Source organism: Novipirellula methanifontis (assembly GCF_052161655.1).
Classification (GTDB): Bacteria; Planctomycetota; Planctomycetia; order Pirellulales; family Pirellulaceae; genus Novipirellula.
Map to the genome: position 1 here is coordinate 10,178,727 of NZ_CP197418.1, position 26,533 is coordinate 10,205,259.

The following is a 26,533-nucleotide window of genomic DNA, read 5'->3' on the forward strand; positions in this document are numbered from 1 at the left end:
AAATTAGCACAAACTCTATAAGAAAAAATGCTTCACAGCGTTGCTTTTGGGCACTAGTGCCGGTTGGATCGCGACGAAACCGTGGCTAGCGCCAAAGCGACTAACGGGAACCAGCCTTACTCGAAACTGCACACTTATTTTGGCTCATTCCTAAATAATGAAACCACCGAGCGACTCCGATGTTTCGGCGGCTTTTTGCCAGCTGATCGACCCGAGCACTAGGATATCCGAAGTTCGCGCGGTCGGGGGTGGCTGCATCAGCAGCGCCATGCAAATCACGCTGACATCGGACCAGCTCGGCAATCGTACGGTGTTCGCCAAGTCAAACGAGCCTGAGTTTGTTAAGAATTTCCAATCCGAATGGGACGGCTTGACCGCTCTAGCGGCAGCCGAATCGATTTTGATCCCCAAACCGCTCGCGGTGGGCACCGCCGCTGAGAGATCGTGGTTAATCACTGAGTGGATAAAAACGCGGCCTCAAGCGGAGAATTTTTTTGCCGACTTCGGTCGACAATTAGCGGAGCTGCACCGGGTAACCGCCGGCAGCCAAAACGGTTGGCCGAGCGACAATTTCCTTGGTGCAGCGATCCAGCCCAACACCACGACCGCCAGCTGGGCCGAATTTGTGGCCGAAAACCGAATCGGTTTTCAGCTCCGCTGGGCCATCGACCAGCAGCGGGCCGACACGAAGCTGCGCCGCGACGGCGAGGCGATTGTGGCGGCGATGCCCGAATTGCTGTCCGGTCGTGCGGACGAAACATCGCTGTTGCACGGCGATTTATGGAGCGGCAACTACCTTTGCGGTGCCACGCAGGACAACCTTTGCGGTGTACCTGTGATCCTGGACCCGGCGGTCTATTATGGGTGTCGCGAAGCGGAATTTGGGATGCTGAAGCTGTTTGGCTCCTGCCCGCCTGAGTTTTACGAAGCCTACCAAGCCACCTGGCCGCTTCCCGATGGTTGGCAACATCGCATAAACGTCTATGTTCTTTATCATCTGCTAAACCATCTGAACCTGTTCGGAAGCGGTTACCTTGGCCAATGCCACCAAGTCGCAAGTGAAATCTTGCGTTCGAAGTAGTTTCATTGGACCTCGGCCGCGACTGCCTCGTGAATTTCCCATCCAACCCCTGAGAAACCGTCATGCTCGCCGCGCGAGTGATTCCTTGCTTGGACGTCCACAATGGACGCGTCGTCAAAGGCACCAACTTCGTCAATCTTCGTGACGCTGGTGATCCGGTCGAAGTCGCACGCCGCTACGAGGCCGAAGGGGCCGATGAGCTGGTGTTTTTGGACATCACCGCCAGCCACGAGGATCGCGACATCATCTTGGATGTCGTCCGCCGCACCGCCGAGCAGATCTTTATGCCGCTGACGGTGGGCGGAGGCGTTCGCACGGTCGAGGACGTGCGAGCATTACTGTCCGCCGGGTGTGACAAGGTTTCGATCAATTCGGCCGCCTGCAAAGACCCCGATTTTGTTCGCCGTGCCGCCGACCGCTTTGGCAGCCAGTGCATCGTCGTCAACATCGACCCCAAACGTGTCCAGCGTGATGGCAAAGAGTTTTGGGAAGTTCACATCAATGGCGGACGCACACCGACGGGACTCGAGGCAGTCGCTTGGGCCAAAGAGATCGAAAATCTCGGGGCCGGCGAGATTGTGTTGACCAGCATGGACGCTGACGGCACCTGTGACGGCTACGATCTGCCGATCACTGCCGCGGTCAGCGACGCGGTGTCGATCCCGGTCGTCGCCAGCGGCGGAGCGGGAGGCCCACAGCACTTGATCGATGCAATTAAGCTAGGCAAAGCCGACGCGGTGCTCGCCGCCAGCATTTTCCACTTTGGCCAGTTCACGATCGAGGAAACCAAGCTCGCAATGCGAGACGCCGGGATCCCCGTTCGTTTGAAGCAAAATGCCTAAGCGTTGGCGTTCCTAGCACAGGCCTAATGCCATCGAAGTTGTCAACGGCGCGGCGAGGGGCCGTCCTGCGGCAGCGAAAAAGATCGTTCGAAAAACACGGGGCGGCACGCGCCGCTAATAAAGGTAGCGATATTAAACGGACTTCTGACATGACATCTCCCTTCACTCCGTTTGCCGCTCGCTTCCGCGTGCTTTACGAGCCCGAGGCGGTTGAGCCAGCGGATGCCGTAGCCAATTGCCCTACGGTCTATTGGTTCAATCATGCCGGAGGAACGACCAATACGCTGGCCTTTCGAGTCCGATCCACCCCGCCGCCACGTCCGATGCGGTTGCTGACGCCGCGACTGCCCGAGCGTGAAGAAGATTTAGACGTGACCTTTGAAGGCGATTTAGAACAACTTGCTCAAAAATTTGCGACTCGAATCGCTGCCGACAACTCAACTCACGCCGCTAAGAAACGCTCCCCATTGGTGATCATCGGTCACAGCTACGGAGGGGCAGTGGCCTACCGCGTGACGAAACATCTGATCGATTTAGGGGCCCCCCCCCATCGCTTGGTCATTTGCTCGACGCGATCTCCCGAGCGGCTTCGTTATCACAAGTCGCTGCACTCGTTGGACGACGCCGAATTGATCGAGGATGTCGACGAGCTATTTGGCGGAATTCCTGACAATATCCGTGCCGACGCCGATGCTTTGAGTTTCTTTGTACGTGCACTGAGACACGATTTAGCAATCTTTGAAAGCTACGTTCACAACTCGAGCGACGAAATGCTATCGATTCCAATTACGGCAATTTGTGGGACGGATGATCGTGCAATCGATCTAGCGGACATGCAGGGTTGGAACCGACTCACCCAAGCTGCGTTCCGATTGCGAGCAATCCAGGGGGACCATTTTGCTCCGCTACAACGGATCAGCGAAGTGCTTGAGATTGCCACCTGGGACCTGTGACCGGGTTGACCGCCACGCGGGCCGATGCGACAGTCTTCTGTTGGCGAATCGTCCTATTTTAGGTCGTCTGCCTTGCGATTTCATTGTCAGTCCCTCTAACCCGTGCTGAATACCCGTGCCAGACCTCGTTCCCGTTCGTAATGCCCTCATCAGCGTCAGTGACAAGATGGGCTTAGCCGATTTTGCCATTGGTCTCCAAAACGCGGGCGTCACCATCTACAGCACCGGTGGCACACGCAAGCATCTTGAGGAATCAGGCGTCAGCGTCGAAGACGTCGCCGACTACACGGGATTCCCGGAAATGATGGACGGCCGCGTCAAAACGCTGCACCCCAAGATTTTCGGCGGCATCCTTGGTATCCGCGACCGTGACGATCACGTGGACAGCATGGAAGAACACGACATGGTCCCATTTGACCTCGTCGTCGTGAATCTATATCCGTTCGCAGCCACGGCGGCTCGCCCGGGCGTCTCACGCGAAGAATGCGTCGAGCAGATCGACATCGGTGGCCCCAGTCTCGTACGTGCCGCCGCTAAGAACCACAGCGACGTCGCGATCTGCACCAGTTCGGAACAATACGTTGAGCTGCTCGAGCAAATCGAATCGGGCGGATCGACACTGGCTCAGCGACGCAAACTCGCCGGCGAAGCGTTCGAGCACACCGCGTGCTATGACCGAGCGATTGCCGATTACATGCAAGGCGAAACGCTGACGGGCGAATTCCCTTCATCGCTGCACTTCTCGCTCAAACGAAAAGCCCAACTCCGCTACGGCGAGAACCCTCATCAACGAGCCGCATTGTACGTCGACCCATCGGTTCGGTCGGTCAACCTCGTTTCGGCTCGCCAACTGAATGGCAAAGAGTTGTCCTACAACAATCTGTTGGACCTGGACGCCGCCCTTGAAATCGTTCGTGGCTTTGCGCAACCAGCCGCCTCGGTGATCAAGCACAACAATCCGTGTGGCGCCGCAACCGATGTCAAAATTGCTCGAGCGTGTCGCAAAGCACTCGCTGGCGACCCATTGAGTGCGTTCGGTAGCGTGTTGGGATTCAACCGCACCGTCGACTTGGAAACCGCCGAGATGTTGTGCGAGCCAGGCTTGTTCATCGAAGCCATCGTCGCACCTGATTTCGAAGCCGGTGCGGTCGGCTTGCTAACCACAAAGCCTCGTTGGAAAGAAAACGTGCGACTGATGCAAGTCGGCCGACTCGATGACGGTCCGGCTGCATTCCAGCGTCGTTTCATCAGCGGCGGCATGTTAATCCAAGACGCTGACCGCTTGACCAGCGTCCCGTTGCAATGGAAAACCGTCACCGAAACGCAAGTGGCCGACGAGTTGTGGGACGACGTTGCCTTTGCTTGGGAAATGGTGCGGCACGTCAAGAGCAACGCGATCGTGTTGGCCAAAGACACCTCGCTGATCGGTGTGGGCGCAGGCCAAATGAGCCGCGTCGACAGCGTCGAAATCGCGATCGACAAAGCAGGCGACCGCGCCAGCGGATCGGTGTTGGCGTCGGATGCGTTCTTCCCCTTCCCCGACTCGATCGAATCGGCTGCCGACGCCGGTGTCGTCGCTGTCATTCAACCGGGTGGATCGCGACGTGATTCCGAAGTGATCGATGCCTGTAACAAGCACGGTCTGCCACTGGTTCTCACAGGCCGCCGACATTTCAAACACTGATGAATGTCCTTGATAAAATCCTGGTCGAGACTCGCAAGACGATTCTCGCCGATAAAGCCAAGCAATCCGAAGCAGAGCTCGAATCGGCAATTGCCGATCTGCCGCCTTGCCGTGATTTCCACGCTGCATTGGCGGCCGGTGACGCCGTCCAGCTAATCGCCGAGGTCAAACGCGCAAGCCCCTCGGCGGGTCTGATCCGCGAAGACTTTGATCCGGTCAAGATCGCCTCGAGTTACCAAAACGCGGGCGCAGCATGCATCAGCGTGTTGACCGACGCACCGTTCTTTCAAGGATCGTTGGACTACCTTCGCGATGTTCGCGCCGCGGTTGATCTGCCGATCTTGCGTAAAGATTTCATCATCGACCGCTACCAGTTGCTACAAGCACGCGACGCCGGTGCGGATTGCGTATTGCTGATCGCCGAGTGTTTGTCCGCAAACGAACTTTGTGAGCTGCATCAGCAAGCGGTGGAGCTCGGACTACAAACGTTGATCGAGTTGTTTGAACCACAATATCTGGATGCCGTTTTGGCGACGGGTACGACGCTGGTCGGCATCAACAACCGCGACTTGAAAACCTTTCACACCGATCTGGAGCACACCGTGCGAATGTGTGAATCGATCCCTCGTGACCGATTGGTGGTCGGGGAAAGTGGCATCCGCACTCATGCCGACGTCCTGCATCTTGGTAAAGCAGGCGTCAAAGCAGTCCTGGTGGGCGAATCACTGATGCGTCAGGACGATATCGAGGTCGCCACTCGCCAATTGCTCGGCAAATAAACCGCGGCCAATCTTTAGGTGCACAATCGGTAATGGACGAGGCAACGAGTCCCGTGCTGCAGGACTCGTTGCTTCGTCCACTACGACAGTAAATTTCTGGCCAATGCAAAGCTGCGTTGGAACAATCACTGGGGAATAGTCGCTGATCGCTCCGCGACCGGAACGATCCACGACATCAGCCCCACGTCACCATTGGCGACGATTATACTAGACGCAATTGTCTGCTGCCTACGTCGTTTCACACGATTGCAGTGCACTCGCAAGCCGCCCGGCTGCATACCAGGAAACGCTTCAGAACAACGGAGCTGTCCGGCTGTTCGTCAAAATCATCACGCAAAAAGCAAGTGAATTCAGCATGAGTGTTCTGCGACCAACAAGCACAGCGTGGTTAACGACTTGGCTGCTCTTGCTCTCGGCATTCACTTCGATACATCACGCCGATGCGGCGGAGCCGATCGTGGTCGAGGCGGACTTGCTAGTCGTCGGAGGCACTGAATCCGGATGTGCGGCGGCGGTTCAGGCTGCCCGCATGGGTGTGCAAAAGATTGTACTGGTCAACGATATCGATTGGCTCGGTGGTCAATTCAGCGCCGAGGGACTCGGTGCGATCGATGAGAACCGTGCCCATCAGTACAACGGCACGGTGCCTATTCCTCGCTCCGGCATTTTCCGAGAAGTGATTGACGCGATCGAAACGAAAAACGCACAGCTTTATGGTGGCGTGGGGCGTCCTGGAAACACTCGCGTGATCACGACAGCACGACCCATCGTTTCGGAGTCTGTGTTTCGCGACCTGCTTGCTCCGCATGAGCAATCGGGCCAAATCCAGCGTTACTCACGCTATCGTGTTTCGAGCGCCATCGTGGAGAACGACACCGTTCGCGGAGTCGAGTTCGTGGCGACCGACGCGGTCACGAAAGTAAGCGAGTTGATCGTTCACGCCCGCATGACCATTGATGCCAGCGACTGGGGTGATGTCATCAAGGCATCCGGTGCAAGCTGGGACTGTGGCATCGATGCAAAATCTGAATTTGGTGAACCCACCGCTCCTAAAACGAATCAACCGACAACGGATCTGGCACCGATCACCTACTGCATGATCCTTGTCGAACAGCCCCAAGAGTCACTGTATCCCAAGCCCACGACGTACGCCCCTGGTTACTTTACCGGGACGTGGGGATGGATCGATGAGGAATTTGCCTATACGACGCGGCGATTAGTCGACGGCAAAGGATTCGCGGAAATTGACCACGCGGATGTGCTGCTGATCAATTCACCTCAAATCGACTACCCGCTCGACTCGCTGCCAGCCGATGTTGTGACCGAGCTCGAACAGAGCGAAGCTGGCGCATCGAAGAAAACACTCGTTGCAATGACACCGGCGCAGCGCGAGATCGTATTTCAGGATGCCAAGCGTCACTCGCTTCGCTACTACTATCATTTACAAACGAACTTTCCAAAATTCCGCCGCATGGCGCTGAGCGACGAATTCGGAACGGCCGATCAATTGCCTCCGAAACCGTATGTCCGCGAGAGCCTTCGGCTTGTCTCTCGGCACATCATTCGGGAACAGGAGGTCGATGGATTTACTGGCTACCAAAGCTATGCGACCACGATGTTCCCCGACGCTGTTTTCTCGTGGCAATTCGAAAAGGATTTTCATCCGACTCAGCGAGCTTGGCTGAGCGACCAGGGAAACGCTGGGCCGTGGGAAGCCACCTTTCGAGGCAACCGTCGCTTTGGTCGCGGCGGGACCGGACGCGCCGTCTTTCCACTACGCGCACTTGTCCCCGAGCGAATCCAAGGATTGCTCGGTGCACAAAAGAACTTGGGTTACACCAGTATCGTTGGCTCGTCATGCCGGCTGCACGATCAATCGATTCATGCCGGCCAAGCCAGTGGCGCGGTGGCGGCGGTTAGTCTGCGCAACCACGTCGATCCGGCCGCGATTTACCTCCGCCCTGATCAACTTGCCGAGATCTGGGAAGGGCTGCTGGAGCCCGTCAACGGCGCGCCGTTGGCCGTTTGGCCTTTCTCGGATACCGATCCCTATGACGATGGCTTTGCCGCGATCCAGCAACTTGCACTGCGTCGACTGCTCGGCCTCGGTTCCACCGACACGGCGTTTCAGCCCGACCAAGTCGCAACCGATTCATGGACCGAGCGTGTGATGGACGCCATCATCAACGCTGGCTATACGGCAACGCAACTTGACCTCGAAACCACTGCCACACGTCGCGACGTTGCCGTCTCGTTGTGGAATCAATTGAAATCACAACCCACTCCCAATCCGATTCGTAAAAACGAATCGGATGCCGACGATGATGGCATACTCGATTCCCAAGACCCTCTTCCCTTTACGCGAGGGACGGTTTCTTGGCAGCGATCACCGGAACACGATGGCAATCCTCCGCAGCTTCCTCCGTTTCCAGCCAAAACCGTCGCGATCAACTTTACGTCGGCGGCCGGCTCAACCGCTGAGTCGTTTACCAACGACGTGGGCGGTAAATTCTCTGCGAAACCAGGATTCGGTTGGCAAAAGGACTTGAGCAACAACACGCGATTGCGTGGAACCAACCTCGGACCCTTGCGCGACGGATTTGTATTCACACGCGCCCAAGACGTCTGGGAATGCGAAGTCGACAACGGAGAATGGCGGGTGTATGTGTGTTTAGGCGACGCGGGGCATGAGCAGGCCGGGCAACATTTGCGAATCGAGGACACCGTGGTTGCAGAGGACGTCGCCACTTCGCTCGGCGTCTTTCACGAGACAATGACTGAGGTCGACGTCACCGATGGCCGCATCACGCTAACGCTAGGCACGCCCGCGGGTAGCGGCAATACAACGATCAATTGGTTGATTGCCGTGCCGGTCCAATAGAGGAATCGACGACGAAGTCACGCGGCGTTTCGCTTCAGCGGGTACACTAAAATGCGGAAGGACTTTCCGCAGGACGGTCTCGAAAAATCCGACGTCGAGCCTAAACGCTTGGCGAGTTTTCGCTACGTTCGGCCTGGCGTTTCTAACTCGTTTCTTTGGCTTTCAGCATGCAAACCAGCATTGACCAATTGTCGTCCCAATTCTCGGTCGCCGGAGTCCGTTTTGCCGAGGGAAATGGCGGGCTTGTCAAAGTGGTCGTCCACACCGATCGCTGCGATGGCGAGATCTATCTACACGGTGCCCACATCACTCACTTTCAGCCCAGCGGTGCATCGCCAGTGTTGTGGATGAGCAAAAAATCGGTTTTCGCTGAGGACAAGGCAATCCGCGGCGGCGTCCCTATTTGCTTTCCTTGGTTTGGCCCCAAAGCCTCCGACCCGAGTGCTCCAGGGCACGGTTATGCGCGTATTCGGACGTGGGATTTGGTTGCCGCCCAAAACAATGATGACGGCGATGTATTGCTGACGCTCGGCGTCAAGATTGACGATTTCGAACTGACGTACAAGGTCACGTTCGGACGATCGCTCGGCATGTCGCTGGCGGTGAAACTGTCGGATCAAGCAAACACGCCTGCGTCATTCGAGGAAGCACTTCACACCTACCTCGCCGTCAAAGACATCCATCAAGTGGTAATCGAGGGCCTCGAGTCGGCCGCGTACATCGACAAGGTCGACGGCATGCAAGAAAAACCAGCGACCGACGAATCGATTCAATTCAGCGGCGAATGCGACCGCGTTTACCTCGACACCACCTCGACCTGCATCTTGCGTGCCCCTGCGATGGCACGGTCGATCCAAGTCTCGAAATCTAATTCGCAGTGCACCGTCGTTTGGAATCCGTGGATCAACAAGAGTGCCGCGATGGCCGATTTTGGTGACGACGAATGGACATCAATGGCCTGTATCGAAACCGCTAACGTGGGCTCGTACAGCCGGACTCTGAAACCGGGCGAGTCGCATGTGATGACGGCCGACGTGTCGGTCATCCCGTAGATAACCCGTGGGATGGGCTTCCCGCCTGTCTTGCTCACGAATCGGCATAAACTGGCATCCCAATTGCTCTACCCACTGCTATGACTGACTCACAAACCTGGCTACCGCAACTGATTAAGGTCGCAGAACCCCTGCATGCAGACTGGGTTTCGATGCGTCGCTACTTACATCAACACCCTGAACTATCGGATTCCGAGTATCAAACGACGGAATATTTGACTTGCGCGTTCACCAAACTTGGATTACCGACTCACATCCCGGTCGATAAACGCGGATTAACAGCGGACTTGGTGACGTTCAAACACGACCCCAATCGCTGGATTGCGATTCGGGGTGACATTGATGCATTACCGATCAGCGATTCCAAAGCGGTCGATTATCGCAGCACCTGTGACGGAGTGATGCACGCCTGTGGCCACGATGTCCATGCCACGGTGGTCGTCGCCGCAATCCAAATTTTGACGGCGATGCACAAAGCAAACCAATTACCGTGGCCGATCGCGGTGCGTGCGATCTTGCAGCCGTCCGAAGAATTGGCAACGGGGGCTCGCTACATGATCCACCATCACGCACTACGCGACATCGATGCAATCCTAGCCTTGCATGTCGATCCGACACGATCAGTGGGCTGCATTGGACTGCGTCACGGCACATTGACTGCTGCCTGTGATGCCGTGCATGTCACGATCCATGGCAACGGCGGTCACGGTGCCCGTCCCCACCTGACAAACGACCCGATCGATGCGATCACGCATTGGGTGCAATCGGCATTTCGTCGGCTTGGACGCACCGTCAACGCTCACCAAACTGTGGTGTTTTCCGTCGGCGAACTGCACGCCGGTCATAGCACCAATGTGATTCCCGACTCGGCATCGTTATCGGGTTCCCTGCGATCACTCGACTCTCACTCGCGACGCATCGCATTGGAAACGCTCGAAGATGTCTGTCGAGCGACGGAAATTGAAAACAACTGCAAAGTTAAAATGGAGCTTGGTTTTTCAGCCCCCGCCGTGATCAATAACGACTCACTGGTCGACATGCTGACGGATACCGCCACTGCAGCCTTCACCGCAGGTGCAATCGAGTGGATCGATGAACCGAGCATGGGCAGCGAAGACTTTTCGTATTACTTGAAACAGATTCCCGGAGCAATGTTTCGCCTTGGCGTCGCAGGCGATCAAGTCGGACATGCTCCGCTACACACTCCTGCATTTGACATCGACGAGCGAGCGATCATGGTCGGTGCCAAACTTTTCGCCGCCTCGGTGATCGCCTACTTCGATCCTAGTCGCACCCCTGTTCCCACAGAAAACGCGTAGCGACATTGGCTTTACGATGTCGATTTCGCAATGGCACCACAAACGTTTATCCCCCGTTCCTAGCAACGAATCTCGCGGAGACGACGCCCATGGCCAAGTTAAACTTTACCTCGAATCCGACTCATACTCTCGGAGTCGAAATCGAAATGGGACTCTGTGATGGCAACACGATGGAGCTTGTCAACGGTTGTGAAACGCTGCTCAAACGAATCCCCGAGGAACTGCATACGACGATCAAACCCGAATTGATGCAGTGCTGTGTCGAAGTGATCAGCGGGGTGTGTGGCGATGTTGGCGAGATCCGCGAAGACCTGCTTGGCAAAATTCGGCAAGTGCAAACTGCCGCCGATTCGTTGGACATGCGATTGTGGTGGGGATCCACCCATCCCTTCAGCCGCTGGGAGAACCAGCAAGTCACGCCGACCGAGCGATACATAAACTTGCTCGATTTGTTACAAGAACTCGCACGCCGAATGATCACCTTTGGACTGCACGTGCATGTCGGCGTGGATACCGGCGACAAGGCGGTGATGATTTGCGACCGTATCATGCAATACTTGCCGTTGCTGTTGGCGCTTTCGACAAGCAGCCCGTATTGGCAAACGCGTGACACCGGATTGCACTCGCATCGCTCGAAGTTGATGGAGGGATTACCCACGGCCGGATTGCCGACGCTGATGCGGAATTGGAGCGAGTATGTTTGGCTGGTCAATCACATGGTCGAAACCGGCTTTATCAACACGATCCGCGAGATTTGGTGGGACGTACGGCCGCATCACAATTTTGGCACCGTCGAAGTCCGCGTCTGTGATATGCCCGGCGACATCGATTCGGTGTGCGGATTGGCCGCGCTGATCCAATGCTTGGTCAAACATCTGAGTGACGAGATTGACGAGGGGACCTACCAATTTGATTGCCATCCGATGATGGTGCGTCAAAACAAATGGCGAGCCGCGAGATTCGGCAGCTCCGCGAGCTTGGTCAATACGCGTGACTATCGCGTCGAACCGGTGGTCACGATCGCATGCCGATTGGTCGATCAACTACGCGACGTGGCTGTCGACCTGGGCTGTGAAAGCGAGCTGAGCTTTGTCAAAGAGATGGCAGCGAGAAACGGTTGGTCGGAATGCCAACGCGCCATTTTTCAGCAGACCAATGACGCGGCAGAGATGGTCCGTCAATTGACCGAGCAGTCTCGTGTCTGATCTGGCCCGTGTGTGCAATGCGATAACAGTCGGCGTCAAGAAAGTTCAAACGCCAACACCGCTTACCGCGATTGGCGCGACTCCAGATGCTTTTTGACCGAGTCGATCGGAATCGGGATGCCTCGCAGGATACCATCGAGGACAAGTTTGCCATCAACAACGCCTTGGAATTTGGCGATGATCATGCGACCACGACTCGCTTTTTTCAGCTCGATCAGCAGAATCAGCTTGTCGCCTGGGGTGACAACGCCGCGAAAGCGAGCCTCGTCCAGACCGCCAAAGCCGACCATCGCGGCACCGAGCAAGTCATGTCGCTGAGTGAAGTAGCTCGACAGCTGGGCGATCGCCTCAAGCTGGATCACTCCAGGCATGATCGGCATGCCTGGCATATGGCCACGCACCCAAAATTCATCTTCGGTGACATCTTTATAACCGGCGCACACCGAACGTTCGGTGTCCTCGTAGAGGATACCGGTCAGATGTTCCATCTCGAAACGTTGCGGATTTAGCTTGCGAATGTCCTCGATATCCGCGATGGGGTTATCGAGGTCCAACAGTGCCAAATCGACGATAAGATCGCTTTTAGCCACGAACTGCTCCGTTAGTTGTGCGGGCAGCGGTAGATTAGGTTTTAACTTTACGACGCTTTGCTTTACGAGCTTTTGCGTTAGCCGGACGTTGTCCGTGGTTAGCTTTTTTCAGCTTATGGTGTGGTTTAGCCATGAATCGATTCAATCGAGGAAAGCGTAATATTGACGGAGAATTCTCTCACAGAGTTCTATTGAGGGTGAGAAAATAGCATGTTTGGCGTTGTTTTGGTAGTCATCCCCAAAAACCTTCGTATCGACCGGTTTTTTGGGAATACTTGACCGCAATTTGAGAGGTGCCAGAACCGTTGAATTTCATCTAATTTTCTGTTTCCAGGCTCTGGCGAGCGCCGTTAAAGCATTTTCTGGTAGCTACCTTCGCCAGAAGGTGGTGGTATGCATTGAATGACAACAATCCACACTCTGGCGACCGTAGCTACGAAACGCAAATGGCGTAATTTGCCGCCTCTAAATGCTTCACACCGTTGGGCTCTGCCTGGGAGCGAGTGTTTCGTCGCGGACGGAACTTAAACTAGCGGAGCAGTGACCGCGGCGGCTGGCGAATGTCCGAGCCACCTGGATAGCTGGAAACTGGCCCAGCAGCGGCGGGAGCCATCGGACGCAGTGCGATTCCGTTTCGTGAAAACGACTGTTCCGGCTGCGGTTGAGCCGCCGAATAGGGGCTACTGTCGCGAACCGAGGGGGGTAACAAACGATCCGATGCCATCGAACCCGCCACGTTGGTCGCCGCAGGTTGACTGCTCTGGACCGGACGGACTTGCCCTTCACCTTCTAATTTGCGTCGTTCGTACCAGCCGCTCGGCTGTGTACTGGCCAGTGCAGTCGCAGGCGATACGGACTGGGAAGGTGTTTCGAGCTGAGCGAGTTGAACGCCGCCAGCATTAGCAAACCTGCCCGCTGGCGAGTTTACCGGTGCTCGTGAATTTGACGGCGAATTGATCGCAACGTTGTTGCCAGGCGAGTTGTTACCAGCGACATCGATGTTTGACCCTTGGTTGTCAGGGCCTTGGTTATCAGGGCCTTGGCTATTGGGGCCTCGGCTGTTTAGGTCACGTTTGGCAAATTTTTCTACCGGACCACTACCCGCAGCAACCCAGGAGAGCCAATAGTCTTGTAGTTCGGCCAGCGATTCGTAGCCGTAATGTTTGCGAATATTTGCCGTCCACGAGGGATGCTGCATGTAATCATGCAAAAACTTGATGAACGTTTGCGGGCTGTCTTGCTCGATCAAAAAGCGGCAAACCGAGTAGCCTTGGGCGTACATCGGCAACACGTCGTTTGGATATTCCGTCAACAGGAACAACTTGTTCATCGCGATACCGCGGCGAGTTCCCAAGAACTCTCGCAGCTTGGCCTCGTGCTTCTGACGCTCCGAGTCATGCTCGACCGTCGTACAAATTCCTTCGTCCGCCCAACGTGGCAGCGGACGACCGAAGTGAGTGGCAAGAATGGTATGGGTGACTTCGTGAGGTAGAACGCTGTCGAGAATTCGTTCAGGAGTTCCGACGACTTCCATTTGGAAATCACGAACCGGCGAACGGTTGTAGGTCGTCACGCCTTGAGCAGCTAGACGCGGTCCCGATACGACGCGAACGGGACATGGGACTGGCCATGGGGGCAATGGAGCCCCGAGCCAATAAGTCGCCAAGTCGTTGCGATAGCGTTCGGCTGCTTCACCCACGGCCTGCGCCAAATGAGCATCCGGAGCTTGGATCAAGAAGTTTTGAGTCCGAAAGTTCGCCGCGTTGGATGAGCTAGCAACCCCGAAGGTTACTGCAAAACCAACCGCCACGATAACGAAACGTCGCAATAAAAATCCGGCTTCCATGCCGCTGCACTCCCGTAGCATCCGTACTAGTTTCGACTCCGTGATCGATCGCTTCGTCGTTTTCGCTTGCAATCCTTGATGACAGTCATTGCCACCGGGTGTTCACAAACCGACGAGTCGACGCGGGCAGTCTAGGCGAAGCAAAGGTTTCAGAGAAAGACGAATAAACCAGAATGGCGGCGTCGCCTAAGATTTTCAGCCTCGATCAAACCGTTTCTTTAACCATTCCTGCAGGATTTGCGAATTAATTTTTTTATTCGATTGACGGTGGGAGCCTGGTAAATCCGTTGCCGTGTCCCCCGAATCACTGATCGCGGTGGTGATACGAACGCGATTTTCGCCAAGCGACACTCGACATCCGATTCCAAAGATCCGCTCAGACTCAGTCGACGTGGTCCAAGGTCCTACAAACAAAGCTTCGTCGCTTAAGTAATCGCGAATCATAAAAACTCGTTCATTCAAACCAGATTTGTTCAACTCCCTTTTGCTCGCAATTGGTTTGCCATCAAACACACTGAAATCGGACATCGGCAGATCCACCAATGCAACAAGTGTTGGCAGCAAATCAGCGTGCATCGTCGGCTGATCGATTCGTTGGGATTGAACGCCAGAAGCATAAACAATCGCCGGTGTCATCGTTTGATAGCGACTCAGCTTTGTTCCATGACCACACGTGCCATCTTCCAAAAAAGCTTCGCCGTGATCGCCCGTCACAATCACCACCCGGTTGCGGTCTAACAGCGGACGAATCAATCGATCGACGGTGTGTGCACAATTTTTGTAGCGGTTCCAAACCGCATCGCGTTGCGCGGGCAGATAGGGAATGGGAAACGAATCATCCGCCGCTGGTTGAAACATCGCGTCTGCAGGATCGCTGCGATAATCGGCATGGGTGGTGTAGAGATAGACCACGGCCAATCGCGGTGACGGCGATGGTTTGTCCGCCGAGTCCTCGCGATTCAGAAACGCGGTCGCACGCGAAACGGTTCGCTTGTCCACTTCGCTCCAACCCTTCGGTTCACACTGAAAGACATCAAATTGCTGTTCGTTTAGAAAACCATCCATCGCGAACAATCGCCAATCATCGTGACTGGCGAACAGTCCCAGTTCATAGCCGGCCTGATGAAACAAACGATTCATCAGCGGGCTGTAGCGGACCGGTTCTTCAAACCAAATCGCCTCCAATCCATTGAGCAGGCTAAACATCCCAAAATTCGATGCATTCGCTCCCGAAAAATGATTGCGGCAATGAATCCCTTCACTGGCCAGCCGAGACAAATTGGGCATGATCTCGGCGTCCACCATCTCGTGACGAAACGACTCCAGCACCACCACGACCACATCCGGAAACGGCTCGACGCGTGCATCGAGCGCATCCCAATCCAGTCCCGCCAATCGTTGCTGGATTTTCCGATGATCGATGCCATTCTTTGGAATCGCAAATGAGACCGGAGCGAGCCACGAATTGGTTTCAGACGCCGCCACGTCGTCTAAGTCGATGATTCGGAACACAATCCAAGGATGTCGCGTTGAATCGCCTCGCATTTGATTCGCCGTGGTCTGCCAATCCAAGATTGCTGGCAACGAGAACAAGCAAACGCAAACACCTGCGATGCTCGAACCCCACTTTGCGACCATCCGATGCCGCATCCAGAATCGAGCGACGGGTTTGGAGATCCAAAACACACCGATCGCCACCACAGCAACCCCTATGCACCAAAACAGCGTCGGAGCAATCGATTTCCACTGGGCGTGAGCAATCAAGCTGTCACGCAAGTCGGTTGCGACTCGCAGGATTTTCGTGGAAAGAAAACGGTCCGAAACCCAGCGGAATGCAATCGCATCGAGCAGCATGCCAGCGGGAACGACGATCATCAATCCAAAACCAATGCCAACACTCAATCGTGGCGATCGAGAACGCAGCAGCCAAGCGGCCAATAAACTAGGCGTGATCAAGACCAACGTTTGCAAAGCGATCCAGCTGTGAATCGAAATCCAAGCGAACATCGACACTGACGGCGAGGAGACAGACGACGGATACAGTATCCCAATGACTAGCGTCCCCGACACGATCAAGATCGCAAGCACCACCAATTGGTACCACAGCTCGCGATCATGATCGTTTTGTTCGCTCATACTTGTCCCAGACTGAAAATGTTTAGTAGGGCACATCAATCGCATCGCACAGAAATCGCATCAGCGGCCGAGCCGCACGCACACGATCGATCAAGATCTTGACGATCTCGGCACTGGTCACCTCCGCTTCGCTCAGCGGCGCGACCGCAATGAAATCGATCCTTCGTAAATCATCGATCATCGGATGCGTTTTGTCGTACTCGCGAGGCGCCGTCTTTAACTTCTCGCCCGCAAACTCAAAGTGCTGGCGAAACGCTTTTTGATCTCGCACTTTCACCCACGCTTTGGGGTTTGCGTCGATGGCTTGGCGAATTGCTGCCAACACGTTTCGCTCCGGCCGCCAGCATCCCATGCCGATAAAACACTCGTTGGGGTCAAAATGAATGTAGGCCCCGGGCGCGTGAATATTCGTGTTCGCTTGATGCCGCAGCGAGATGCCGACGTTCGTTTTGTAAGGCGTTTTGTCTTTGCTAAATCGGGTATCGCGATAGATTCGCATCAACGATCCGCCATGCGATTTCGGGATCGCCGAGAGCATCGGTGCCGCGCGGGCCAACGGTTTATCGAGCTGCCGCACCAATTCCACTGCGGGGTCTCGCAACTCCGTTTGATAACGAAGCTTGTTTTCGTTGAACCAATCTCGATTGTTGTTGGATTGCAGTTCACGCAGGAAACGAAACAATTCCTTTGAAATAACGGGCTGTGGCATGCAAAGATCATGTTTGGGGAATCGTCGTTGATCGCTCCGCAATCCCTACGCGGCGCAAGATCGCAGAGCGATCAGCGACATTAACTGAGTTGCGTCTATATTAGCGAACGCCAGGACGACTTTACCGGAATTCCCCCCTGCACGCACACTCCCCATTATTTCCGCGGCTGTTGGCGAGTAAAATCGTGTGACTCCCCATCGAGCCGATCTTCCATCTTCAAAGGCCCTTCGATTTGTCTGCTCACGGTTTCTTTCGGATCACGGTTGCATCCCCAGTGATCTCCGTCGCTAATCCTGCCGCCAATGTCAAAGCGATGATGCGGTTGATGGATCCCTGTGATTCGGATTTGATCGTATTTCCCGAACTCGGACTGACCGGCTACACCTGTGGCGATCTGTTCGCGACCGATTCGCTGCAAAATGCAACGCTCGACGCCCTGGAAACCTTAGTCGCATCGACACGCCAGCGGCCCAATCAAACCGTGATCGTGGGACTGCCGATCGCGATTGACGATTCGCTGATGAATGCGGCCGCGGTGCTTTGCAACGGCCAAATCGAAGGCATCGTGCCTAAATCGTTCCTGCCCACGTATCGTGAATTTTACGAAGGCCGACACTTTCGCGCCGCATCCTCAAGCGACCCTCAATGGCTCGAACTGCTCGGCGGCATGATTCCCTTCGGAACCGATTTGCTGTTCCAACAAGGCGAAGCCAAGATTGGCATCGACATCTGTGAAGACCTCTGGACGCCGATTCCACCGTCCAGTCATGCCGCGTTGGCGGGCGCTAACGTGCTCGTGAATCTTTCGGCCAGCAACGAGACGATCGGCAAGGCCCAGTGGCGACGTGATTTGATCCGCAGCCAATCGGGCCGCTGTATCGCCGCCTACGCCTACACGTCGGCCGGCCCCGGTGAATCAAGTTCCGATCTGGTTTTCGGTGGCCACTGTTTGATCGCGGAAAACGGAGCGATCCTGGTCGAAGCACGCACGATCACCGAGCAGTCCGATGCCACGCATGAAAGCGAAACCGTGGTCACCGTCGACGTTGATCTGGCGAAACTGACTCACGACCGCCGCGTTACCGGCTCGTTTGATGATGGTAAACAATCGCTGTCGACGGCCTATCGATGGATCGAAATTGAACAAGATGATACCGCCCCGCTGCCCCGCACCCCTGACCTCGTTCGCAACGTCGACGCGCATCCGTTTGTGCCCAAAGCGTTCAGCGAACTGGAAGCTCGCTGCGAAGAGATCTTTGCAATCCAATCGGCCGGCCTGTGCAAGCGATTGTCACGACTTTCGAAAACGACCACGTTGACGATTGGCATCTCTGGCGGCCTCGACAGCACTCTGGCGTTATTAGTCGCACTTCGAGCCTGTGACGCGATGGGGCTGCCTCGCCGCAATATTTGTGGGATCACGATGCCCGGTTACGGGACGACCGAGCACACCAAAACCAGTGCCGACCGTTTGATTGAGCTAACGGAAATCACTGGCGAAACGATCGACATTCGCCAACTGTGTCTCGATACGTTTCGTGCCCTCGATCACAGTCCGTTGGGCATCAAGATCGATCGCAACACCACTCCAGAATCGCTTCAAAAGTCGTTTGTCGATGTGCCACACGACACCGCCGATTTGAAATTTGAAAACGTGCAAGCTCGTATTCGCACGATGTTGCTGATGAACCGTGGGTTTGTGCTTGGCACTGGCGACATGAGCGAACAAGCGCTCGGTTGGTCCACGTACAACGCCGATCACATGTCGATGTACAACGTGAACACATCGATCCCCAAAACGCTGGTGCGATTCCTGGTTCGCTACGCAGCCGATCATTACTTTAAGGACGGTGTGTCCGAATTGCTGCACCGGATTGCCGACACACCCATTTCACCCGAATTGATGCCGCCCGCTGCCGATGGCACGATTCGACAAGAAACCGAAGCGTCGATTGGCGCCTACGAATTGCATGATTTCTTTCTGTATCATTTTGTCCGCTACGGATGCGATCGCGAACGCATTCGATTTTTGGCCCAACACGCAGAATTCGATCAACCGCACTCCGACGCCGACATCGATGCCACGCTTGAGACGTTTTTTGATCGCTTTTTCAAGAACCAATTCAAACGCAACTGTGTTCCTGACGGCCCCAAAGTGGGTTCAGTTAGTTTGTCACCCCGCGGCGATTGGCGGATGCCAAGCGATGCGGACAGTGACGCATTTTAACGCAAACCCTCAACGCCCAGCACTTTCGCCCACGTACCGCTAAAGCTGCCGAGTCGTTCATTTTCGTTAACGCTTTGCAACGATTCAAACAGTCCCAAAAAGCGACTCGTCAACTCACCCAGATGATCATTGACGAAATCACCCCAACGCGGGTCGTATTTGTGTGCGGCGTCCGGCTTCGCCGCCACTGTGCTTGCCGGTTGTGAATCTCGCGTCTGCATGATCAGATTGTTGCACCAATCATCAATCGCAACCGCGGACGCCCCCAGAGCAACAAGTTTGACGGCATCATCGGGCGAGATTGCTCCGGGTACCACCCAAAGTGGCATCTCGGAACACTTCTCGGCATTCATCATCTGGCGTGCACGTCGCGTGATGGCAGCCAATTCAAGTCCCTCGAGTTGGATTTCGTCGAGCCGTAGGATCAGTCCATCGGGCTCGGCCGCGAGCACCTTTGGCAATTCGTCGCCCATCCGGTACGGTCCCATCGAGACAAAGACCGCAGCGGATGCGGACAGTCGACGAATTTGGTCAATCTTGGACTTCAAGTGCTGCATCGACGCCACGTCCGGTGGAAACGTGGCAGCTGGCACCCAGCCACCACCGGCGACGGGTGATGTCGCCGGAGCGGCCTCCCAGCGTTGGATCTGTGCCGGCGAATACGCGAACCGTCCTGAAACATCACGGGCCATCATCAAACGTAGATCCACCACATCGGCAGAATCAAAATCGGTCACCGTTAACCCATAACGCTCCGATCGGTAGGGAACGATCCTGCGGTAACGACGATGGGTCGGTGATTTGTCGGAATCCTTAGGTTCGATCATGCGTCCAGCATGGAACATCGATTCGGTTTGCCGACCCGACAGATCACTCCGCATCGCGGTGACTAAAATATCAAGCTCACCGACGGCCACGGCCAAGTTGTCGGCCTGCTCCATCGTGATTTGGTACCACGGCGGATCGTACCAAAACAGCGGCAAGGGCAACGGGATGTCGTCGCCATGCTTTCGCGAGATCGTACCACGATGCGAATCCACCAGCGATCCGGTCCAGGGGGTAAAGACCGGTGGCGGCAACAAGTGCAGCGGCGCGAGTCGGTGATTCAATTGCATGATGAGCGTCCGTCCTGACAAACCTAACTGTGTTGATGAAGCCTACTAACGCCAATTCGGAGCGACTTCGCCTCGCCGAGCCTCTTCTGCCCGAAGCATCGCTTCGGGGACAATACGACGAAACTCATTCGCATCACCACGGATCGAGGCATTGATCAGCAACAACCCCAGCCGCAACATTTCACGCTTACGCAGCGAAGCCTCGGTCACCCCATCGGCCAAGCTTTCGACGCTGCCACGAATAAAGACCGAGACGTTGTTCATCGCATCCCCCAAATTCCGACCTGCATCGCCACCGATCACGATCATGCCGCCGATCGCCCCCACGCCGACTTCATGACCGACATCGCCGCGAACAAAGATGCCTCCAGACCGCATCCCCGCGCCACAGCGGTCGCCCGCGTCACCATAGATCGCCAACGTTCCGCCGGTCATTGCCGCGCCTGCACCGACGCCCGCGTTGCCACGAATCCGCACCGCTCCACTTCGCATGCCCTCGCCCACGCCGTGGCCAACGTTTCCGGTTTGGCGAATGTCGGTTTCGGCGTTGTAAGCATACGCGTAATCCCCCAGCGATCCTTCGATCTGAATACGCACAGGATGATTCAGCCGCATCAGCGCCGCATGCTGGCCGTTTGCCCCGTCGATTTTGATTTGAGCAAGTATGTTGGGATCCGCGAACGTCGGCACTGCGTGAATCGCCGCGATCAATTCGGCGTCGCTCATCGATTGCATCGAAAATTGATGCGTTGGCGGCGGCAATGCACCACTTAGCGATGATCCAGCTTCATCGGCAGACATAAAAGAATGACTTTGTTTTTAATTGTGGGGAAACGTGGCTAGCGGGCTGTTAAGCAGTTAGGCAGGAATTATTGGGGTGAAATCCCGTTAGCCGTTTGGGCTCTAGCCCCGGTTGAATGCCGGAACCGTGGCTAGCGCCAAAGCGGCTAACATACTGAAGGACTCCTGCTTAGCTGCTTACATCTCGATTTTCGGGTAGCGGAACTCGTCAAGAGTTTCGGATCGTTTGGCATACACAACGAAAGTCTTGACGACTTCCGCTACGACTACGAACGGAATACAAGCAAAGTTCCGCATGAGCAATGCATTTACTTGGTCTGGCCTGCATTGGAGGCGGGCAATCCTGTCTAGTGCGAGCATGTTTTCCGCAATACCGCGCGGACGATCGCTTCCATTTTACCTTCTGCGGCAAGGCCTGCAGCAAGAACTTCGTCATGACTTGCTACTACCGCCGAATCGGGGTTGGCGACGTTGCTGACCATCGACAACCCCAATGTTCGCATCCCCAAGCTTGCGGCGGCCAATACCTCGGGAACCGTGCTCATTCCAGCCACATCCGCCCCGATTCGCCGCATCATTCGGTACTCCGCCCGCGTCTCGTAGTTGGGACCAAGCGTCGCCAAATAAGTCCCCTCGTAAGCGGCAAAGTTACTCTCCCTGGACGCCTGCATCGCGATCGCGGACAAATTAGGGTCATAGATATCGCCATGACGCAGCGGTGAAAAACCGTAAGTCTTCTCGGCGAAACTCGAACCGCGCGAGGCCAGATTCGCGGGTTGGAATTCGCCACGCATAAAGTCAAGGTGATCACGAATCACCACGATGTCGCCGACTTTCAGCTTTGGGTTCACTCCTCCCGCTGCATTACTGACCACCAACTGCGTCGCGCCGAGTCGTGCCATCACATGCACGGGAAACGAGACTTCTGCTCGGCTCCATCCCTCGTAGCGATGAAAACGACCGGCCATGGCAACCACGCGGGTCTGTTCCAATTCACCCAAAATTAATTGGCCTCGATGCCCCGACGCCGTCGAAGCTGCAAACCCAGGAATGTCAGGAAAAGGTACCGCAATCGGATGTTGGATTTTTTCGGCCAACCCACCGAGCCCGCTGCCCAGAATGATCGCGACGGTAGGGACAAGGTCCGAACGGGCACGCAGAAACTCAGCAGCCTGCTCGACATACCGGTTCTCGCTCGAGAGTTCATCCATGGAAAGATTCTGCCGCATCCTGTTGCCCCTAAAAATCACGCCGGACGTCGATCAACCCGCGACTTGCCCGTTTTGATCGCGGGAGCGATCAACGCTCAATGCACTAAGCGATACGGACTTGGCCGGCTTCGCTGACGATCCCGCGTACCAACGTTTCCAACTTTGGAGCCGCAGCGTTCGCCGTCGCAATGATCTCGTTCACATCGGCTGGTTTGAGCGCGTCGGGCAAACACATGTCGGTGATCACACTCAACCCAACCACTTTCAAACCGCAATGCACCGCCACGATCGTTTCGGGAACCGTACTCATCCCGACGACATCGGCACCAATCATTCTGAGGAAACGATACTCGGCACGCGTTTCGAGATTCGGCCCGGTCACGGCGACAAAAACACCTTTATGAATCGGGATCGATTCGCGGCGAGCCAATTCCATCGTACGATCGATCCATTGTTGATCGTACGGTTCGCACATATCGGGAAAGCGAGGTCCCAGTCGATCGTCGTTGACACCAATCAACGGGTTGTCGCCCATCAAATTGATTTGGTCTTCGATGACCATGATGTCGCCGTTTGAAAAGTAGGGATTCAAACCGCCACACGCGTTGCTGACGACAAGCAACTCGGCACCGAGCGCTTTGAAGACGCGGACTGGAAGCGTGATTTGCTTCAGAGGGTAGCCTTCATATTGATGAAAACGGCCCTCCATGGCCACGACCGGTACGCCGGCTAATTGCCCGCATACCAAGCGTCCTCGATGGCTCGTCGCCGTCGAAGTCGGGAAATGGGGAATGTCCCCGTATTCGAATGAGGCTTCGACTTCGATCTGTTCGGCAAGTCCGCCAAGCCCAGTGCCAAGGATGATACCGACCTTCGGCGTTTTAGAAAACTCACTTCGGATTTTTTTACAAGCGTCTTCAATCTTGTCGAACAAATCAAGCATGGCGGTGTCGTCAAAAAGGAGGCAGAAGATAAAAGGGCGTGCAAGTCGAAGGTCGGTATCATAGCGCGCCCGAGCGTCGTCCGCGACCATCCCTTTTTCGGGTAAGATTTAGCAATGTGTAGCCACGCGACTTATCCGCCGCCCCCTCACTCAATCCTTTGCCGACTCGATCCAGGTCGCGATTAATCGAGTTCTTGTCATCCGCTTATTTTCTTACTCGTTGGACATCACGCTTCCCATGTCATCTCCCTCTCCCGATGTTTTCGAGAAAATGGCCTCGTTTTATCTCGGCCGCCATTACGATCTTGCCAACGGCAAACTCAGCGATGACTTGTTGATGTACGACGCCAAAGATCTTTGCACGCACGCGATGTGTGTGGGGATGACCGGCAGCGGCAAAACGGGTTTGTGTCTTTCGCTTCTGGAAGAGGCCGCGATCGACGGCATTCCCGCAATTTGCGTGGACCCAAAAGGCGACTTGGGCAACCTATTGCTGACGTTTCCCGAACTGCAGCCCGAAGATTTCAAACCGTGGTTGGATTCCGGCGAAGCGACTCGCAAAGCAATGACGCTCGACGAATTGGCGACCGACAAAGCAACAACGTGGCGAAAAGGACTGGCCAGCTGGGGACAAGACGGCGAGCGGATCGCCAAGTTTCGTGACAGCGTCGACATTGCCATCTACACGCCCGGCAGCAACGCGGGCATCCCGATGACGGTGCTAAAAAGCTTCGATGCACCGCCGCCGGATCTGCTGAACGACTCCGATGCAATGCGGGAACGGATCACCGGTTCGGCGTCGGGACTTTTGACACTGATGGGAATCAATGCCGATCCACTGCTGTCGCGCGAACACATCCTGATCTCTTCGATCCTAGACGTCTGTTGGCGTGAGGGCAAAAACGTCAAGATCGGCGACCTGATCGGGCTGATCCAATCACCTCCGATCCAACGTGTCGGTGTGCTCGATTTAGACTCGTTCATGCCCTCAACCGATCGCGCCAAATTGGCGATGCAGCTGAACAATTTGCTCGCGTCACCTGCGTTTTCGACGTGGCTCGAGGGTGAAACGTTATCGATTCCAAAATTGCTTTACACCGACGAGGGCAAACCGCGATTAACGATCCTGTCGATCGCTCATCTGACCGACAGCGAACGGATGTTCTTCGTCACCATCCTGCTCAATGAACTGGTCGCTTGGATGCGAACCCAGAGCGGGACCAGTTCGCTACGAGCGATGTTTTACATGGACGAAGTCGCGGGTTACTTTCCGCCGGTTTCCAATCCGCCGTCGAAACCACCGATGTTGACGCTGCTGAAACAAGCACGTGCGTTCGGTCTTGGCATCACCTTGGCCACGCAAAACCCGGTGGACCTGGATTACAAGGGACTCTCGAACATCGGAACGTGGTTTCTTGGGCGATTACAAACCGAACGTGACAAAGCACGCGTGCTGGAGGGGCTCGAGGGATCCGCAGCCCAATCCGGACAACCGTTCGATCGTGCGGCGATGGAACAGAAACTCGCGTCGCTCGGCAATCGCGTCTTCCTGATGAACAATGTTCACGATGACGCACCAAGCACCTTCCAAACTCGCTGGGCGCTGTCGTTTTTGGCGGGGCCGCTAGCCCGAGACCAAATTGGTCGTTTAATGGCCGACCGCAAAAAGAAACTGCAGGACAAACGCGAAAAAGCCAGCACCGAATCACTCGACGATACGTCTTCGACTCCGACACGACCCGTTGTCCCGAGCGGTGTGAAGGAAAAGTTTCTTGTCGCCACCGAGTCCGCACTCGACGGCAGCCGGCTGGTTTATCGACCCGCCGTTTACGCCGAAGGCACACTGCACCACGTCCGCGCGTCGGCCGATCTCGACTCGTGGCAAGATCTGAAACTGATCGTGCGATGTGGCAGCGGAGTCCCCGAAGAATTGTGGCAAGCCAGTGAGCCGATTCCCGATGACGCCGAGCTCTCGGACCAAGCCGACGAAGAATACGTGTTCAGCGACCTGCCCAACGAATTGCGGAACGCCAAGAAATTCAAGAGCTACGAAAAGCAGTTCAAAGATTTTCTGTATCGGCATTACGCGATGACGCTTTACAAGAGTCCGCTGATAGGCAACTACGCTCCCGGGGGACTCGATGAAGGACAGGCGAGAGCGTTTTTCCAGCAAGCGGCACGGGAGCAACGCGATCTGGAAACGGAAAAGTTACGTGACAAGTTTGCGGCAAAGATCAAGTCTTTAGACAAGCGGATTCAAGCAGCCAACGACCGCATCGCCGTAGAGGAAGCACAATACTCCCAAGCGAAATTGTCCACGATGTTATCGTTCGGAGCTTCGCTTGTCGGGGCCTTTTTTGGTAAAAAGATGGCGAGTCGCACGAACGTTTCCAAAATGTCCACAGCCGCGAGGGGCGTGGGTCGCGCGGCACAGCAGCGGGCCGACGTCACTCGCGCCGAAGAAACCGCTCGCGAATTGGCATTAGAAATGACCGAGTTGGACGAAGAGTTACAAGAAGAAATCGCGGTGCTGAGCGAAAAATTTGACGTCAAGAACTTGCAGCTCGACACCACCGTCGTCGCGCCACGCAAAAGCGACCTAAAAGTCACCGATCCGATCATCCTCTGGACCCCCTGGTCCGTCGACTCGACCGGCATCGCAACCAAGCTGTTTTGATGATCCGTTGTCGCTGATCGCTCCGCGATCATTGCGTAAACTTGCTCACCACCGTCGCGTTCTCACTCGTCACGACCAAGCCGACCGCCGTAGAGCTCAAACACCGATTTTACATGCGGAGTCAAAATCTCGATCAAGTCGGGATCGTCTGCTGCGAGGACGTAGTCCGCCTTGAGCTGATTGCGTCGTGTCGCGATCACGATCGCGGCCACGACATGTTCGAAGTCGACCGGCAAGTCGGTGGGGGATTCGAGGTTTAGAGCAAGGTCGAACAAGACATCATGGAGCGAAGGATCGATCGTCGCCTGCCCCGCAGCGTCAAGCGAGATGCCAGGCACAATTTGTCGTTGCGTTTTCATGGACAGCATTGTAACGGTGATATAGACCAGCAGGCGACACCCCCACTGCCGTGGCCGTCAGGCCACGTGCACGCGCGCTAGCCCGGAGGGCGACACATTCACTGCCGTGGCCGTCAGGCCAC

The 26,533-nt window shown here is 55.6% G+C and carries 21 protein-coding genes; 11 read left to right on the forward strand and 10 right to left on the reverse strand.

Going from position 1 to position 26,533, the window contains the following annotated elements; all coding sequences use genetic code 11:
• The first annotated feature begins 157 nt into the window (after nt 1-157).
• The 9 genes from SH528x_RS36100 to SH528x_RS36140 all read left to right on the forward strand — a co-directional run bounded on the left by SH528x_RS36100 (nt 158) and on the right by SH528x_RS36140 (nt 11,796).
• Nucleotides 158-1,081, forward strand: coding sequence for a fructosamine kinase family protein (locus SH528x_RS36100; protein WP_442508259.1), 924 nt, complete (start codon nt 158-160; stop codon nt 1,079-1,081).
• Nucleotides 1,082-1,143: 62 nt separating this feature from the next.
• The gene (gene hisF, locus SH528x_RS36105; protein ID WP_442508260.1) at nt 1,144-1,923 is read left to right on the forward strand and encodes an imidazole glycerol phosphate synthase subunit HisF; all 780 of its coding nucleotides are present in this window, start codon (nt 1,144-1,146) and stop codon (nt 1,921-1,923) included.
• A 149-nt stretch (nt 1,924-2,072) separates the two neighbouring features.
• Nucleotides 2,073-2,876: a thioesterase II family protein gene (locus tag SH528x_RS36110; RefSeq protein ID WP_442508261.1), complete on the forward strand. Its 804-nt coding sequence runs from the start codon at nt 2,073-2,075 to the stop codon at nt 2,874-2,876.
• Nucleotides 2,877-3,042: 166 nt separating this feature from the next.
• Nucleotides 3,043-4,560: a bifunctional phosphoribosylaminoimidazolecarboxamide formyltransferase/IMP cyclohydrolase gene (purH, locus tag SH528x_RS36115; protein WP_442512239.1), complete on the forward strand. Its 1,518-nt coding sequence runs from the start codon at nt 3,043-3,045 to the stop codon at nt 4,558-4,560.
• Entirely contained in the window at nt 4,560-5,339 is a 780-nt protein-coding gene (trpC, locus tag SH528x_RS36120; RefSeq protein WP_442508262.1) for an indole-3-glycerol phosphate synthase TrpC, read from the forward strand. Before purH ends, trpC begins: the two co-directional genes overlap by 1 nt.
• 355 nt (nt 5,340-5,694) lie before the next feature.
• A complete protein-coding gene (locus tag SH528x_RS36125; protein WP_442508263.1) occupies nt 5,695-8,220 on the forward strand; it encodes an FAD-dependent oxidoreductase in 2,526 nt (841 codons plus the stop codon).
• Between the two features lie 167 nt (nt 8,221-8,387).
• The gene (locus SH528x_RS36130) at nt 8,388-9,272 is read left to right on the forward strand and encodes a D-hexose-6-phosphate mutarotase (RefSeq protein WP_442508264.1); all 885 of its coding nucleotides are present in this window, start codon (nt 8,388-8,390) and stop codon (nt 9,270-9,272) included.
• An 80-nt stretch (nt 9,273-9,352) separates the two neighbouring features.
• Nucleotides 9,353-10,591 (forward strand): M20 metallopeptidase family protein, encoded by a 1,239-nt coding sequence (locus SH528x_RS36135; protein WP_442508265.1) that lies wholly within the window; start codon nt 9,353-9,355, stop codon nt 10,589-10,591.
• An 89-nt stretch (nt 10,592-10,680) separates the two neighbouring features.
• Nucleotides 10,681-11,796, forward strand: a complete 1,116-nt coding sequence (locus tag SH528x_RS36140; RefSeq protein WP_442508266.1) for a carboxylate-amine ligase — start codon at nt 10,681-10,683, stop codon at nt 11,794-11,796.
• 62 nt (nt 11,797-11,858) lie between these two features.
• On the opposite strand, the gene SH528x_RS36145 is transcribed toward SH528x_RS36140, so the two are convergent.
• The 5 genes from SH528x_RS36145 to SH528x_RS36165 all read right to left on the reverse strand — a co-directional run bounded on the left by SH528x_RS36145 (nt 11,859) and on the right by SH528x_RS36165 (nt 17,077).
• A complete protein-coding gene (locus tag SH528x_RS36145) occupies nt 11,859-12,386 on the reverse strand; it encodes a 3-hydroxyacyl-ACP dehydratase FabZ family protein (RefSeq protein ID WP_442508267.1) in 528 nt (175 codons plus the stop codon).
• 34 nt (nt 12,387-12,420) lie between these two features.
• Entirely contained in the window at nt 12,421-12,519 is a 99-nt protein-coding gene (locus SH528x_RS36150; protein ID WP_372717856.1) for a 50S ribosomal protein bL37, read from the reverse strand.
• 396 nt (nt 12,520-12,915) lie between these two features.
• A complete protein-coding gene (locus SH528x_RS36155) occupies nt 12,916-14,232 on the reverse strand; it encodes a hypothetical protein (protein WP_442508268.1) in 1,317 nt (438 codons plus the stop codon).
• 195 nt (nt 14,233-14,427) lie between these two features.
• Nucleotides 14,428-16,368 (reverse strand): sulfatase-like hydrolase/transferase, encoded by a 1,941-nt coding sequence (locus SH528x_RS36160; protein ID WP_442508269.1) that lies wholly within the window; start codon nt 16,366-16,368, stop codon nt 14,428-14,430.
• A 22-nt stretch (nt 16,369-16,390) separates the two neighbouring features.
• Nucleotides 16,391-17,077 carry a DUF2461 domain-containing protein gene (locus tag SH528x_RS36165; RefSeq protein WP_442508270.1) on the reverse strand — a complete coding sequence of 229 codons (687 nt, stop codon included), beginning with the start codon at nt 17,075-17,077 and terminating at the stop codon, nt 16,391-16,393.
• A 233-nt stretch (nt 17,078-17,310) separates the two neighbouring features.
• Here SH528x_RS36165 and SH528x_RS36170 point away from each other — a divergent pair, with 233 nt between their 5' ends.
• Complete coding sequence (locus SH528x_RS36170; RefSeq protein WP_442508271.1) at nt 17,311-19,305, forward strand: NAD(+) synthase; 1,995 nt, start codon at nt 17,311-17,313, stop codon at nt 19,303-19,305.
• Here the strand turns inward: SH528x_RS36170 and SH528x_RS36175 are convergent.
• The 4 genes from SH528x_RS36175 to SH528x_RS36190 form a co-directional block, all read right to left on the reverse strand.
• Nucleotides 19,302-20,420: a hypothetical protein gene (locus tag SH528x_RS36175; protein ID WP_442508272.1), complete on the reverse strand. Its 1,119-nt coding sequence runs from the start codon at nt 20,418-20,420 to the stop codon at nt 19,302-19,304. The two genes, SH528x_RS36170 and SH528x_RS36175, sit on opposite strands and share 4 nt — an antisense overlap.
• A 45-nt stretch (nt 20,421-20,465) precedes the next feature.
• Entirely contained in the window at nt 20,466-21,221 is a 756-nt protein-coding gene (locus SH528x_RS36180) for a tributyrin esterase (protein WP_442508273.1), read from the reverse strand.
• A gap of 347 nt (nt 21,222-21,568) precedes the next feature.
• Nucleotides 21,569-22,432 carry a purine-nucleoside phosphorylase gene (locus SH528x_RS36185; RefSeq protein ID WP_442508274.1) on the reverse strand — a complete coding sequence of 288 codons (864 nt, stop codon included), beginning with the start codon at nt 22,430-22,432 and terminating at the stop codon, nt 21,569-21,571.
• Nucleotides 22,433-22,535: 103 nt separating this feature from the next.
• Complete coding sequence (locus SH528x_RS36190; RefSeq protein ID WP_372717841.1) at nt 22,536-23,375, reverse strand: purine-nucleoside phosphorylase; 840 nt, start codon at nt 23,373-23,375, stop codon at nt 22,536-22,538.
• 238 nt (nt 23,376-23,613) lie between these two features.
• On the opposite strand from SH528x_RS36190, the gene SH528x_RS36195 reads away from it, so the two are divergent.
• The gene (locus SH528x_RS36195; protein WP_442508275.1) at nt 23,614-26,052 is read left to right on the forward strand and encodes an ATP-binding protein; all 2,439 of its coding nucleotides are present in this window, start codon (nt 23,614-23,616) and stop codon (nt 26,050-26,052) included.
• A 62-nt stretch (nt 26,053-26,114) separates the two neighbouring features.
• On the opposite strand, the gene SH528x_RS36200 is transcribed toward SH528x_RS36195, so the two are convergent.
• Nucleotides 26,115-26,411 (reverse strand): hypothetical protein, encoded by a 297-nt coding sequence (locus SH528x_RS36200; RefSeq protein WP_442508276.1) that lies wholly within the window; start codon nt 26,409-26,411, stop codon nt 26,115-26,117.
• Nucleotides 26,412-26,533: the final 122 nt, after the last annotated feature.

Coding starts and splice junctions, on each gene's coding strand:
- trpC (WP_442508262.1), top strand. CDS start 4,560: ATGAATGTCCTTGATAAAATCCTGGTCGAGACTCGCAAGACGATTCTC.
- SH528x_RS36135 (WP_442508265.1), top strand. CDS start 9,353: ATGACTGACTCACAAACCTGGCTACCGCAACTGATTAAGGTCGCAGAA.
- SH528x_RS36175 (WP_442508272.1), bottom strand. CDS start 20,420: ATGCAATTGAATCACCGACTCGCGCCGCTGCACTTGTTGCCGCCACCG.
- SH528x_RS36130 (WP_442508264.1), top strand. CDS start 8,388: ATGCAAACCAGCATTGACCAATTGTCGTCCCAATTCTCGGTCGCCGGA.
- SH528x_RS36160 (WP_442508269.1), bottom strand. CDS start 16,368: ATGAGCGAACAAAACGATCATGATCGCGAGCTGTGGTACCAATTGGTG.
- SH528x_RS36125 (WP_442508263.1), top strand. CDS start 5,695: ATGAGTGTTCTGCGACCAACAAGCACAGCGTGGTTAACGACTTGGCTG.
- purH (WP_442512239.1), top strand. CDS start 3,043: ATGGGCTTAGCCGATTTTGCCATTGGTCTCCAAAACGCGGGCGTCACC.
- SH528x_RS36140 (WP_442508266.1), top strand. CDS start 10,681: ATGGCCAAGTTAAACTTTACCTCGAATCCGACTCATACTCTCGGAGTC.
- hisF (WP_442508260.1), top strand. CDS start 1,144: ATGCTCGCCGCGCGAGTGATTCCTTGCTTGGACGTCCACAATGGACGC.
- SH528x_RS36195 (WP_442508275.1), top strand. CDS start 23,614: ATGTCATCTCCCTCTCCCGATGTTTTCGAGAAAATGGCCTCGTTTTAT.
- SH528x_RS36200 (WP_442508276.1), bottom strand. CDS start 26,411: ATGAAAACGCAACGACAAATTGTGCCTGGCATCTCGCTTGACGCTGCG.
- SH528x_RS36155 (WP_442508268.1), bottom strand. CDS start 14,232: ATGGAAGCCGGATTTTTATTGCGACGTTTCGTTATCGTGGCGGTTGGT.
- SH528x_RS36110 (WP_442508261.1), top strand. CDS start 2,073: ATGACATCTCCCTTCACTCCGTTTGCCGCTCGCTTCCGCGTGCTTTAC.
- SH528x_RS36185 (WP_442508274.1), bottom strand. CDS start 22,432: ATGGATGAACTCTCGAGCGAGAACCGGTATGTCGAGCAGGCTGCTGAG.
- SH528x_RS36180 (WP_442508273.1), bottom strand. CDS start 21,221: ATGTCTGCCGATGAAGCTGGATCATCGCTAAGTGGTGCATTGCCGCCG.
- SH528x_RS36190 (WP_372717841.1), bottom strand. CDS start 23,375: ATGCTTGATTTGTTCGACAAGATTGAAGACGCTTGTAAAAAAATCCGA.
- SH528x_RS36150 (WP_372717856.1), bottom strand. CDS start 12,519: ATGGCTAAACCACACCATAAGCTGAAAAAAGCTAACCACGGACAACGT.
- SH528x_RS36100 (WP_442508259.1), top strand. CDS start 158: ATGAAACCACCGAGCGACTCCGATGTTTCGGCGGCTTTTTGCCAGCTG.
- SH528x_RS36165 (WP_442508270.1), bottom strand. CDS start 17,077: ATGCCACAGCCCGTTATTTCAAAGGAATTGTTTCGTTTCCTGCGTGAA.